11 protein-coding genes are annotated in these 13408 nt (G+C 52.8%); 8 read left to right on the top strand and 3 right to left on the bottom strand.

Annotated features, from left to right (window positions below):
* Positions 1–155 precede the first annotated feature (155 nt).
* Together Pan161_RS27330 and Pan161_RS27325 are read right to left on the bottom strand one after the other, a co-directional pair.
* A complete protein-coding gene (locus Pan161_RS27330) occupies positions 156–887 on the bottom strand; it encodes an RraA family protein (protein ID WP_145231912.1) in 732 nt (243 codons plus the stop codon).
* A gap of 28 nt (positions 888–915) precedes the next feature.
* Positions 916–2196 (bottom strand): lactate racemase domain-containing protein, encoded by a 1281-nt coding sequence (locus tag Pan161_RS27325; RefSeq protein WP_145231911.1) that lies wholly within the window; start codon positions 2194–2196, stop codon positions 916–918.
* Between the two features lie 524 nt (positions 2197–2720).
* Between Pan161_RS27325 and Pan161_RS27320 the strand changes: the two genes are divergently transcribed.
* Positions 2721–4349 carry a flagellar hook-basal body protein gene (locus Pan161_RS27320; protein ID WP_197995559.1) on the top strand — a complete coding sequence of 543 codons (1629 nt, stop codon included), beginning with the start codon at positions 2721–2723 and terminating at the stop codon, positions 4347–4349.
* Positions 4350–4367: 18 nt separating this feature from the next.
* On the opposite strand, the gene Pan161_RS27315 is transcribed toward Pan161_RS27320, so the two are convergent.
* Positions 4368–4814, bottom strand: a complete 447-nt coding sequence (locus tag Pan161_RS27315) for an SRPBCC family protein (protein ID WP_145231909.1) — start codon at positions 4812–4814, stop codon at positions 4368–4370.
* Between the two features lie 176 nt (positions 4815–4990).
* Here Pan161_RS27315 and miaA point away from each other — a divergent pair, with 176 nt between their 5' ends.
* The 7 genes from miaA (at position 4991) to Pan161_RS27280 (ending at position 13360) form a co-directional block, all read left to right on the top strand.
* Positions 4991–5929, top strand: a complete 939-nt coding sequence (gene miaA, locus Pan161_RS27310) for a tRNA (adenosine(37)-N6)-dimethylallyltransferase MiaA (RefSeq protein ID WP_145231908.1) — start codon at positions 4991–4993, stop codon at positions 5927–5929.
* A gap of 440 nt (positions 5930–6369) precedes the next feature.
* Positions 6370–7218, top strand: a complete 849-nt coding sequence (locus Pan161_RS27305) for a menaquinone biosynthesis family protein (RefSeq protein ID WP_145231907.1) — start codon at positions 6370–6372, stop codon at positions 7216–7218.
* Positions 7219–7291: 73 nt separating this feature from the next.
* A complete protein-coding gene (locus Pan161_RS27300) occupies positions 7292–8089 on the top strand; it encodes an SDR family oxidoreductase (RefSeq protein ID WP_145231906.1) in 798 nt (265 codons plus the stop codon).
* Positions 8090–8157: 68 nt separating this feature from the next.
* Positions 8158–9777, top strand: coding sequence for an L-aspartate oxidase (gene nadB / locus Pan161_RS27295; RefSeq protein ID WP_145231905.1), 1620 nt, complete (start codon positions 8158–8160; stop codon positions 9775–9777).
* Positions 9778–9803: 26 nt separating this feature from the next.
* Entirely contained in the window at positions 9804–10577 is a 774-nt protein-coding gene (locus tag Pan161_RS27290) for an SDR family NAD(P)-dependent oxidoreductase (RefSeq protein ID WP_145231904.1), read from the top strand.
* A gap of 16 nt (positions 10578–10593) precedes the next feature.
* Entirely contained in the window at positions 10594–11502 is a 909-nt protein-coding gene (locus Pan161_RS27285) for a leucine-rich repeat domain-containing protein (RefSeq protein WP_145231903.1), read from the top strand.
* Positions 11503–11734: 232 nt separating this feature from the next.
* Positions 11735–13360, top strand: a complete 1626-nt coding sequence (locus Pan161_RS27280) for a response regulator (protein WP_145231902.1) — start codon at positions 11735–11737, stop codon at positions 13358–13360.
* Positions 13361–13408: the final 48 nt, after the last annotated feature.

Genomic DNA, 13408 nt, shown 5'->3' with positions numbered 1-13408 from the left:
GCTATGGTTAAATGTGATGCGCTCTGGTTATATAACAGTTTGCGCGAGTGCTACCTGTGTGTCCGAACAATGATCGCAGTCCACGTTCCACAAAAAAAGCCGACATCCCGAAAGAGCCGGCTTTTCCTACTGAATCACTTTGACTTGAAGATCAACTATTCACCGCGGAGTCGTTTACCGAGTTTGGCGATTTCGGCTACGAGTTCTTTACGGGCTTCGCCGAGCCCTTCTGCTGTCAGGTTGCCGGTTTTGAGATAGTCGAGCACGATGTCTTCGGCTTTCATCAGGTCTTTGCAGGCGTCGGCGACTTCGGAGGCGATTTCGGTCGGGATCGTGGTGACGCCATTCAGATCGCCGTGCAGCAGATCGCCGGGGTAAATGGGGATGCCGCCAACGGACACGGGGACATTCACCTGCAGTGTGTGGCAGTAACCGTGGGCACAGTTGGTGCCATTCGTGAAGGCGGGGAAGTCGAGCGCTTCGACCTGATCCAGATCGCGGCCTGCACCCGAAGTGATGATGCCTTTTGCGCCATAGGCTTTGTAGGTAGAGCACATGACTTCGCCGAAAGTGGCGGACGCCGTGGGTTCATCGATGTCTTGATAGACGACAACGGGGGCACCGGGCAGCGATTCAAAAGCAGCGACCTGGGCATCGAGGCCGGAATAGACATCACCGCTGCGGGGAGGCGCCATGCTGCGGAAAGTGGATGTCAATGCATAGCCGACCATCGGAGGCATCTTGGGGAAGCAGGCTTTGATGGAATCATTCATGTAGCCGGTATTGCGGGGGCGAATGTTCCAGAGTTCGATCACGTTGCAGACGGTGGGTGTATCGTACTTGGCTAGTTCTTCAAGGGCGGCAGCAGAGAGGCCTTCGGTGGACATGTCGTTCTTTCTGTTGATGTTAAATGATTTAGTGTTGTGGTTCATTAAAAACGGGTGTCAGATTCTGTTCCGCATCGAAGGCCAGTTCGAACGGTCCGGCAATGATTTCCAGATCGTCGCGGCTGTTGATTTCCTCCAGGTACGTTTCACTGACGATGACTTCACTCAATTCGAGTGTATCAAAAATCTGTACGATGCGACTGGCTTCGGGGGAAACCAGTCCGATGGTTTGCAGGGCCGCCTCAATGGCTTCGCGGTCGGTCGGGTAGGCCAGCGGTACCATGGCGGCGGTCGGGTGACTACCAGTATTAGCGTTAATCCGGGTGATTTTCCAGTCCACACTGGTGACAGTGCGCTCGTTGGTGAATTCAGCCAGGCCGATGCCACAGGCATTGCCGTGCGTTTCTTCGGTGAGGCTGCGAATCATAATACGTTTGACGGAGACCGTGTCACGCTCGGTGGCGGCGTGGTCGTTAAACTTGCGCCCGATGACACAGGCATCCATGCCCGAACCACTGATGTTTTTCCCAATGCGATCGACGATCAGCAGGTCAGTCTGCGGAAACGGAAGGCGAGGCAGCCAGTCGCGGGCGATGTTGAGCAGCGCTTTTTCCCGTTCGTAAAACTGTTCAGGTGGGACGGCTTCGATGAGGGCGGTCTGATCGTAGGAGTTTTCCACAATCGCCAGCCCGGCGACGACCGAACATTTCTGCAAAATCGATTTCGCGACGGCGTTGATGATTTCTTCGAAGCTGATGTCTTCGATCGCGCGGTGATAAATTTTGGCGCCTTCATGTTTGCCCAGGCCGATGAGCATCATCTTATGCAGGCCGGATTCGATATCGCCGACAAAGCGGGTGTGCGGCTTCACGCGGCCACAAATCAAGACGTGGTCGGCTTCGTACGCATGTTTGTCGAAATGGACGGGAATGCCGTGCGAGGTGGTATCGACGATGACCGTTTCCATGGATGAGCGAATTTCCACACCCATTGTTTCCGCTGTAATTCCATAAGCGGCAATGACTTCAGCCTGCCCTTCCGCTGTCCCGCCTCCATGGCTGCCCATGGCGGGCACGATGAACGGGACCGCTTCGATTGTTTTCAGATAGTCAATGGTGGTCTTGATAATCAGAGAGATATTGGCGATGCCCCGACTACCGACGGTAACCGCGACGGACTCTCCCGGTTTGACTGTTTTCTCCAGATTAAGTTTTGCCAGTTCAGTACGAACCGTTTCGGCCACGTTTTCGATCCGTGAGGACGGGAAGTTCTGGCGGACTCGGTAAACTTTGGGGAGTGTCATATTCATGGCAGCGCTTTGGTTTATCTGGGAGTCAGGTCACTCGAAAATCGGGGAGGGCGACACATCGACAGTCTCTCCACTTTAATAACAGTGTACGGGTTTAATGTGAAGAGTCTGTTATTGTATGTCATTCATGGCGGATTACGCTACATTCGCGGGCTCTCACCCGTCAGAATAGTTCAGAACAGCGCGATCGATTCAGATGGCCTGCGCAGGGCGGAGAAAAGTCTTGTCCTAAACCGTTAATTCCGATAACTTAACGATTCTGTTTTGCTCTAATGCATTGTCAAGCTACGAATTGAGGGTGGGGGGTGTTGTTTACGTGTTCCGATGTCGCACTCTCGTAATAGCTATCAACCCAAATTAAAAAAAACATTCCACTAGACTGTGTCCAGTTTGACTAAAGCGTCTCCAGGGCTATTTGAGCCGAGTATCATAGTTTGAGAGACGCTATGGTTAAATGTGATGCGATCCAGAAATCAGCAGGTCGAAACCGGATGTCGAACCTTGTTACTGCAAGGAAGCAGGATATGAGAAAAAACTTTGAGCGGATCATTTTTGCTGTTTCCGTTTGTGTATTAAGCGGTGTGCTGTTTATTCAGGGAATCCTGTATCTGAAGGATCTGGGTCTGGTTGAAGGAGGAACTCCTGTCGCCCTCACACTGCCGCAGGGAGCGCACGGAATCGCTGCTGAGCCTGCGAATTCAGAAGCTGAGTTTCAGGAAGGAAGTTTGCTGACGGAAACCTCACTGGGTCCTGTAGAACTGGCGCTGGCGGAAACCGAAGATCTGACTGAAGAAGCAGCGGAACTGGTATCGGATGATACAGCCGTGAATGGCCCGCTGTTGCGTACGCCGGGCACGGTGGAAACTGAGTCTTCAGACGATGTGAGAGAACAGGCTGATCCGGAACCGCTGATTCTGGCAAAACCAATCCAGGATTTTCTGCAGACACCGGGTCCTTTGATGCCCCCTTTGAATGCAGAGCCGCTGGCGGATTCACAAAAACGTTCTGATGCACGTGATGACAAGATGACGCGTTCCATTATTCGCGAGCATCTTCCCGACGCGACAGACGAAGAATTACAGATCTGGTTTGAAGAGTTGCGGGGAGTGCCTCACAAAGTGGCCTCCGATTTGCTTTCCATTCGCAAACTGCTGCAGCCCAAAGGTGCCCTGCGCGGCACGCAAGACAAGTGGGTGCAACTGGAGCCGCACTTTGAAGCGCCACTGCCTCAGCAGCCAGTCTCTTCAACACAGAAAGTATTACCAGACCAGTCCGGGTTCATCGGGTTTTCTTCCCAGGCGGACCGGGACGAACTGCAGCAACGTCTGCGTCCGACGGTCGATGCGTTGCGTCTCTCGCGGGATGTGATTGTCAATAATATCGCAAACGCCGGAACGATTGGTTTTAAACGACTGTACGTGGAATTCGAATCGCTGCCTTACGAGTATGTCAAAACGCCGGCGAGTGAAGAATCGGATACCGAGCCGCCGATTGCCGTTGGTATGGGAAGCCAGGTCCTGCAGACGCGGATTTCTCAGACGAGTGGCGAACTGCTGAAGACGGGGCGCGAACTGGATATTGCCATCGAGGGGCAGGGTTTTCTGCAGGTGCGACTGGGTGAGACCACCGCATATACCCGCACGGGACGGCTGATGTTTGATGCCGACCGCCGGTTATGTATTCGCGGTTCGCAGCACAATTATCTGATCGTGCCTGAGATCAAGCTGCCGACCGAAGCACACTCCATTCAGATTTCGGAAACGGGTATCGTGACCGCATTGCTGGCAGACGCCGCGGATGAATTGACTGTGGGCGAACTGCAAATTGCCTGCTTCACCGATGCGAGTGAACTGTTTCCACGAGAATCCTGTCTGTTTACCACGACCCCGCGTGCGGGTGTCGCGCGGGTTCTGACGCCGGGAGCAAAGGGAGCCGGTCTGGTGCGCTCTGGTGTTCTGGAAGCATCGAATGTCTCGATCACCGAAGAACTGGCGCAGCTGTCCCTCATCAAAGAGCGTCTGGATGCTTTGAAAACGGTTTATCTGACAGAGCCCGATAAACCGGTGCAGGCGGACCTGGGTCTACCGGCAGAACGGATCGCGCGGCCGCAAGGTCAGCAACTGCAGCAGGGTAACCGTTCGATTATTAAATGAGCGAGTGCGGTTCGTAGCTCAGGGAAACAGTTTCTTCAGAGTCTGATGTCGCTGATAGAAGCCTTCGTCAAACAGATCAAGTAGTTTGGATTTGGTAATCAGAAAGCCGAGCAGGCCGCCTGGTGGCTCGAACTCCAGACGATCGATGAGCGTGATCTGGTTATCACCATTGGACACGATATGGTGTTCGTGAGTGTATGATTTGAGCGGGCCCGAGATCTGTTTTTCTGTGAACAGCGTGGGTTCTTCAAACACGATGATTTCGTGCGTTCCTTCCTGAACCTGGCCGAAGCCTTGAATCTGAAATTCCAGGATGGCACCCAGGTACAGCTTATCCGGTTTTTTCGTGAATGACAGACCGGTATCGGGGGGGCTGATCTTCAGGATATTCTCGGTATCAATCAGGAAATCGAACATTTCCTGCGGTGTGGCATTCAGTTGAACGCTGGCTTCAAAGCTCGCCATGGTGTCTCTCTTTCGACATTCGACGCGGATAAATATACTCTATGACAGTCAGGAATCGTGAATGTGTCGCAGTTCCTTGTGTATCCTAGCTGAAAAGGGCTCGGATGACGAGTCCCCGCAAACAGAGAGTCCCCCATTTTCGTGAGGGGAGACTCGTGTCTCCAAGTTGATTAAACATGCAGTTTCCCCGGGAAATTCTTCAACAGTGCTGGTTTCTGGCAGGTCCCACGGCGTGTGGTAAGACTGAGCTCAGCCTGTTGCTGGCAGAACATTTGAACGCCGAAATCCTGGCAATGGACTCGATGTCGTTGTATCGAGGCATGAATATCGGAACTGCGAAAGCGTCTGCCGCCGAGCGCGAACGGGTGCCCCATCATCTGCTGGATTTGATTGATCCTCATGAAAAATACAGCGTCGCCGAATACTTTACGGAGGCGGAAGCGTGTTGCCGAGAGATCGTCGCCCGGGGAAAAACGCCGCTGTTTGTCGGTGGAACGGGTCTGTATTTGCGGGCGATTTTGCGCGGTGTCTTCAATGGACCTTCTGCAGACTGGGATTATCGCAGCGAACTGGAGTCCTTCGCAGAGACAGAAGGGAATGCAGCCCTGCATCAGCGACTGGCGGCAGTCGATCCGGTTTCTGCAGAGAAATATCATTTCAACGATGTCCGCCGCGTCGCCCGGGCGCTGGAAGTGTATCATGTGACCGGGGTTCCTCTATCGTCTCAACATGCGGAAGATGTTCTGACTCCAGAGGAATGCCCGGCGCACGTCTTCTGGTTACTGCCGGACCGGGAGTGGCTGTATGACCGCATCAATTTGCGCGTCGATCAGATGCTGGAAGAGGGCTTGCTGGACGAAGTCAAACAGCTACTCGCCGCTGAAGTCCCCATGGGTCGCACGGCTCGGCAGGCGCTGGGTTATAAAGAGCTGATCGATTACCTGGAAGGTGTGTGGTCCTGGGACCGGGCAGTCGAGATGCTGAAACAGCAGACGCGGCGCTTCGCCAAACGCCAGCATACGTTCTTTCGCAACATCACCGAGTGCCGCGAAATTGATGTTCATCCTGAAGACAGCCCGACTGACTTACTGCAAAAGATACTCGAATATGAGTGATTTTTTGCTACCACGAAAAGTACGAAACTACACGAAAAAATTCGATTGGTAGCCTGTAACACATAGAGTAGCTTCAAATCAAAATTTCTATTTCTCCTGTTACCGTAAGTAAGATCAATCTTCTGCCTGATCTCAAAGGTGTGAATTTTCAGTCTTAAATTTCGCGCTTTTTCGTGGTAGTAAATAAAACCGATATGATGTGTATGAATATACATCTTTGGGTGTATGGTTTCAATAAATTGAATCACAGTACGTGTTTTGCGGGCACGGGTGGTTCGCTTTGGAAGTTGTTCTTGCTGCAAGGTGGCTAAGTGGCGGGGAACTCTCTATAGTGTTCTGCAACGCTTTTGAGCTTAGATAGTCTGCTGTTGAAGCTGGTGTTTCCGCCGGCGATCAATCGTTTGTATATTCACCAAGACTCCATTTATTGTGTGTGATCCATGATGACAGATGAAAAAGTATTAATTCAGGTAGGCCACAGTCCCGATCCGGACGATGCCTTTATGTTTCATGCTCTGGCCAACGACAAGATCGAAACTGGTAAGTATCGATTTACTCACGAGTTACAGGATATTGAATCGCTCAATCAGCGGGCCTTCAATGCCGAACTGGAGCTGACGGCTGTCAGTCTGCATGGTTATGCTTACCTGACAGATACCTACGCGATCTGCTCGTGTGGTGCCTCGATGGGTGACAAATATGGTCCGATGGTTGTCGCTCGCGAAGAGTGGAGCATTGACGATCTGCGGGGCAAAAAAATCGCCATTCCCGGTAAGCTGACGACTGCCTTTCTGGCTCTGAAATTACTGCTGGGCGATGATTTCGAATACGAAGAGCATCCTTTCGACGAGATCCTGAACCTGGTCGAGCAGGGCAAGTTCGACGCGGGTCTGATCATCCATGAAGGCCAGCTGACGTATGGTAATCAGGGATTGAAACTGGTCGTCGATCTGGGCCAGTGGTGGTTCGAGGAAACCGGTCTGCCTTTGCCCCTGGGTGCGAATGCGATTCGCAAAGATATGGGCCAGGAGATGATGGAAGAAGTCACCGCCATTCTGAAGCGCAGCATCGAATATGGCCTGGAACACCGGGATGAAGCGCTCGACCATGCTTTACAATACGGTCGCGATCTGAACCGGGACAGCGCTGACGAATTCGTGGGCATGTATGTCAACGACTGGACCCTGGACTTCGGCGAAAAGGGGCGGGAAGCCGTCGCGGAGTTGCTGAAGCGGGGTTACGAAGCGGGCATTATCCCTAACCCGGTCAAACTGGAATTCATTGGTTAAGACTACAATGCCAGTCCACGAGAAACATCTTGCGGACTGGCGTTGGTTCAAAATATAGAGAAGGTGGTATGTGATGAGTGAATCCAGCTCATCCGGATATTTGCAGAGCCTGTTTGGCCTGTCGGGAAAAACTGCAGTGGTCATCGGTGGAACCGGCGTGCTGGGTGGTGCGATCGCCGATACCCTGGCACAGGCGGGCGCCCATGTGGTAATTGTCGGCCGTAATGCGGTAAACGGGGCCGGCCGTGTAAAGATGATTGAAGAACTGCAGGGTACTGCGGAATTTTTCAAAGCCGATTCCACCAGTCGTGAAGACCTGGAAGCGCTGGTCGCGCACCTGAAAGCGAATGGACGCACGACTGATATCCTCGTCAACGGCGCGGGCATTAATGCGGCGACGCCGTTCCTGGAAATCAGCGATGAAGAGTGGGAGCAGATCTTCCGCGTGAATCTGCTGAGTGTCAAAGTGGCCTGCCAGGTGTTTGGCCAGTCGATGCTGGACAACGATGTCGCGGGTTCAATTATCAACATCGCTTCCATGAGTGCCATCACGCCGCTGTCGCGCGTGTTTACTTATTCTGCTTCCAAAGCAGCGGTTTTGAATCTGACGCAGAACCTGGCCCGCGAATGGGCGGAACGGAGTATTCGCGTGAATGCCCTTTCTCCCGGCTTCTTTCCTGCAGAACAGAATCGAAAAGTGCTGACACCAGAGCGAGTCGCGAGTATTATGAATCATACGCCCGCCAATCGATTTGGTGATCCTGAAGAACTGGCGGGTGCCGTGCTGCTGCTGGCAGCGGGCAAGGCCGGCAGTTTTGTGACGGGAACGAATGTCGCCGTCGATGGCGGATTTTCCTGCATGACAATCTGATCGCAGTGAGACGGCGCGGTTGCTGAAGCCGCCGGTCTCGGCAAAACGAGCTTAAGGAGCACTGAGACTTGGATCCGATTTCCATTGAACCTGGTCAGCGCTATCTTGCTCGTATCAACCCGAAACGCATTCCTCATATCTTTACCGATGTGCTGATCATTGGTGGTGGAATTGCCGGTTCTCGGGCGGCGCTGGAGATTGACCCGCGGCTGGAAACGATCATCGTCAACAAAGGCAAAGTCTCGCAGTCAAACAGCGCGTATGCCCAGGGTGGCATCGCGGGTGTGCTCGACCCGCTGGATAACATCACCAATCATATCCAGGATACGCTGGCGGCCGGCAAGAATCTGTGTGATGAGGCGCTGGTGGAATTTGTGTGTCGCGAAGCGCCGCGGCATATTCAGGAACTGGTGGAACTGGGAGCCGACTTCGATACCGAAGACGGCAAGATCGCGCTCACCAAAGAGGGGGGGCACAGTCATCGTCGCGTGGCCCATGCGCTGGGAGATGCCACGGGCAAAGAACTGATGCGGGCGCTGGTCCTGGCAGTGCAAAGTCGACCTTCCATTCAGACCTGGACGAAAACACCGACCATCGACCTGGTGACAGAGAACGGCAAATGCCGGGGCGCGGTGATCTGGAACCGCTACCATGGCAAATCGCTGATCTGGGCCAAACAGGTGATTTTAGCAACCGGGGGCGCGGGCTGTCTGTTTCGCGAAACGACGAATCCTCCCCTGGCGACCGGCGATGGACATGCTCTGGCATTTCGCGCCGGCGCACTGCTGCAGGACATGGAGTTCATGCAGTTCCATCCCACAGTTCTCTACATTGCCGGCGGTGCCCGCTATCTGATTTCTGAAGCGGTACGCGGCGAAGGCGCTTATCTGCGCGACTGCAATGGCGTGCGGTTCATGTCCGACTACCATCCCGATCTGGAGCTGGCGCACCGCGATATTGTGAGCCGGGCGATTACCGCACGCATGCTGGAAACCAGCCATTCCTGCGTGTATCTCGATCTGACGCATCTGGAGAAATCGCTGGTCAAAGAGCGGTTTCCCAACATCAGCAAAGTTTGTGCGAGCTTCGGGCTGGATCTCTCGAAAGATCAGATCCCCGTTCGACCGGGTGCGCATTATATGATTGGGGGCGTGAAAACCGACCTGCAGGCACAGACATCGGTGCCGAATCTGTGGGCGGCGGGCGAAGTGACTTCCACCGGTCTGCACGGCAGTAACCGGCTGGCATCGAACAGTTTGCTGGAAGGCTTGATCTTTGGCGCTGCTGCGGGGCGTGGTGCATCACAGGCAGCGTTGAATCAGCCGGACCAGTATTCGGCTTCTTTGCTGCCAGACTGGGATGTCGAAAAACGTTCCGACGAAGATTTAAACAGCAAGGACCTGCGGAATTCGCTGGCCAGCCTGATGTGGCGCGATGTGGGCATTACCCGCAGTGCCAATACATTAAAAAATGCGAAGGACAAAGTCGATTTCTGGAACCGGTATGTGGTCGATCGCGAATTCAAAACATTGAATGGCTGGGAGCTGCAGAACATGCTGCTGGTTTCACAACTGATGATCACCTCGGCGATTGAACGTCGTGAAAGTCGCGGCGTGCATTATCGCAGCGATTACCCGGAGACCGACCGTGCGTTTCAGAAACATATTTCCGTCATTTCAACCCGTTGAACCACTTGTCTGAGGAAGGATGATCCATGCTGCCTGGAATCAAACTGTTCGATTTAACTGGTCGTGTCGCCATTATTACCGGAGGTTCCAAAGGCCTGGGTGCGGCGATGGCGGAAGGTCTGGCATCTGCGGGCGCGAATTTACTGCTCACCAGTCGCAACCAGGCTGAAGTTGAAGCGACGGCGGCTCAAATTCAGTCTGACTACGGAAACAGAGTCCTCGGGATGGCCGCCGATGTGACCGATGCGGAACAGGTGACCGCGATGACCGAGCGGGCGATCTCCGAGTTCGGCAAGATTGATATTCTGATCAATAATGCGGGCATTAATATTCGTGGCCCGATTGATGAACTCACACTTGAAGAGTTTCAGGATGTGCAGAATGTGAATGTCACGGGTCCCTGGTTGTGCGTGCGATCTGTCGTACCGCATATGAAAGCAGCGAAATACGGAAAGATTATCAACCTGGCCAGCACTCTGGGACTGGTGGGCATGTCGAACCGCACGCCTTACACTGCCAGCAAAGGCGCCATGGTGCAGATGACGCGGGCACTGGGACTGGAACTGTGTGAATACGGAATCACCTGTAACGCGATCTGCCCGGGACCGTTTCTGACGCCGATGAATGAACCATTTGCGGAAACGGAAGAGATCAAGAAATTCATCGTGGGCGCGGTCGCGATGAACCGCTGGGCGCGGATGGAAGAGATCCAGGGCGCGGCGATCTTTCTGGCCAGTGATGCGTCGAGTTATATGACGGGCAGCATGGTCACCGTCGATGGCGGATGGACGGCCCGCTGAGTGAGTTGAGGTGTGAATGAGTGCCGATGTCGAAACCGAGCCTGTTCCCAATAACAAAAAAAACAGACGGATTCTCCTCCACCGTGGTCTGATCGCCGCTCTTATTGCAATTTGCGTTTTAGTCGTCTGGTCGATCTTCCTGGTCATGCGATTTCATTCAAATGTTTCCGCCTTCCAGAAGCAGAAGGCGCAGTTGCTGGTCTTCGATGAGAATGAAGCGGGGGAAATCGCTGTTCACGATTATGGTACAATGCCAGGTCCCGCTTTTATTCCCAAGCCCTTTTTAAATTATCATCGTTCTGTGACCTGGATGAATTGGCAGCAGCAGCCTGAAAGCAGCCTCGAGGAGATCGATGCGCTGTTTGCTCTGTTACCGGAGTTTCACAAGCTGGAAGAACTCTATTTATCAGGTTTTCAGATTGATCAAAATCGGGCAGTTGCTCTGATGCAAATTCCCCAGTTAAAACATCTGTCAATCGAGAACTGTCAGCTTGAGAAATCGACTCTGGCGTCGTTGTTAAATAAACAGTATCTGGAAAGCATCAGTCTGGCAGGTTCCACTTTTCAGGAAGACGAACTGGAAGTGCTGAACCAGATATCAACAAAAGAAACCTTAAAGGTACTGATCTTATCGAATTGCAGTATCACTGATCGTACGGCTGCAGTACTTTCCGAATGCCGCAATCTGGAAATCTTACACCTGGATGGGACGCAGATTACTGATACGGGACTGAAAATGCTGGCCCGTTTGCCGCATCTGGAAGTGCTGATGCTGGATCATACTGCGGTGACCGATGCCGGCGTGGCATACCTGACCGTCACTTCCAAACTGAAAGAATTGAGCCTGAGCAATACCAGCGTTTCCGACGACGTCGTAGATTCGCTTAAACAGGAAATTCCCGCATTACGCGTCTCTGACGACTGAACGAATCGAAAGTTGTCGGGATATACCTGAAGGTGTGTGTGGTTAATCTCACACACTGAACTTTCTGAGAAATCTGTCGTAACTCGTTTAATCGGAACCTGCGCCAGAAGTTTCATTTTTAAAATGGGGGAAAACCCTGCAGTCATCAAACTCAACTTCATTCTCTGACCTAGCTTTAGGTAAACTTACCCAGTTTAAAAACTGTCAATAACAGGCATAGACAGAAAATAATATGAGCAGTAATCAGCCCCCTAAAATATTAATCGTCGATGATTCTGACGTTGTTCGCAGAATTCTTTCTAAGGCCCTTCTGCAGGATGGGTACGAACTTTACACAGCCTCCGATGGGGAAGAAGGTCGGCAAAAAGTTCATGCGCTGAAACCAGATCTGGTGTTGCTGGATGTGGAAATGCCAGTCTTGGATGGGTTTGCAGTGCTGCGTGAAGTGCGCGCGAACTTTAAGGTGGACGAAGTCGCCGTGATAATGGTGACGTCCCAGAACGATGGTAAAGGGATTACCCGCGCTTTTGAGGAAGGCGCCTTCGATTACATTCCCAAGCCGGCCACCGATTCCGAAATCAAGGCCCGCGTGCGGAACGCGATTCGTGCGCTGGAGCTGCTGCGCGAACAGAAATCACTGCGTAAACAGGCCGAGGCTGCTAATCGTTCTAAAAGTGCCTTCCTGGCAAATATGAGTCATGAGATCCGTACGCCGATGACAGCCATTCTGGGTTATACGGAAATCCTGGAGCTGGAAGCGAAGTCACTGCAACTGCCCGAGCTGATTTCCGATTCGCTGGATACCATCAAACGCAACGGCGGGCACTTGATGGAGTTGATCAACGATATTCTGGATCTGTCAAAAATTGAGGCAGGCAAACTGGATGTCGAATCGATTTGCTGCTCCCCACAGACGATTGTGGAAGAGGTGCTGGAACTGGTTCAGGTCAGAGCAGAAGCCAAAGGGTTGAAACTGGAAGCCGGCTATCAGTTCCCGCTGCCTGCAGAGATTCATTCCGACCCGACCCGCATCCGACAGATCCTGATCAACCTGATCGGCAATGCGATTAAATTCACGGAAGTAGGCACGATTCGCCTGGAAACCTCTTTTCTGGAAAATCCTGGTGGAGAACCGCAGGTTCAGTTTACCGTGATAGACCAGGGGATCGGAATGACGGAGTCACAGATGGCCAGTCTGTTCCGTCCTTTTTCTCAGGCCGATTCCTCAACCACCCGGAAATATGGTGGAACGGGACTGGGGCTGACCATCTGCAAACGTCTGACTGATGTTCTGGGTGGTGATATTTCTGCGACCAGTGAATTGAACCAGGGATCCCGGTTCAGTGCCACCGTGAGTACAGGTAACCTGGAAGGCGTTCAGCTACTGCAGGAATTGCCTGAGAGAAAAGCTCACACGGCGCACGAATCGGGTTCTGCTGCCCTACCTGAAGAACAGGCGTTTGCACTCAAAGGGAAAAAGATCCTGCTGGCTGAGGATGGCCCTGATAACCAGAAACTGATCAGTTTTATTCTGAAGAAATCCGGAGCGGAAGTGACGGTTGCTGAAAATGGTGAAGCTGCCCGCAAGGCTGCAATGCGGGCGCTGGAAATCGGGTTGCTGTATGATGTGGTCCTGATGGATATGCAGATGCCAATTCTGGATGGCTATAGTGCGACCCGACTCCTTCGCGAGCAGGGGTATCCCGGACCGATTATTTCTCTGACCGCCAATGCCATGGAAGGAGATCGGGAAAAATGCATCAGTGTCGGCTGCGATGATCACCTGACGAAGCCCATTGATCGCAGAAAACTGGTCAGCATGGTTGCGGATTTCTGTGAAGCTGAGATGCTGGTTTAACCACGCACCATCGAGGTAGCTCATGGCTTATTGGTACAAAGGTTAAAA

It is taken from the genome of Gimesia algae (genome assembly GCF_007746795.1).
GTDB classification, from domain to species: Bacteria; Planctomycetota; Planctomycetia; order Planctomycetales; family Planctomycetaceae; genus Gimesia; species Gimesia algae.
The sequence above is the reverse complement of the archived record's forward strand: the minus strand, read 5'-3'. Positions and strand labels throughout refer to the sequence as shown.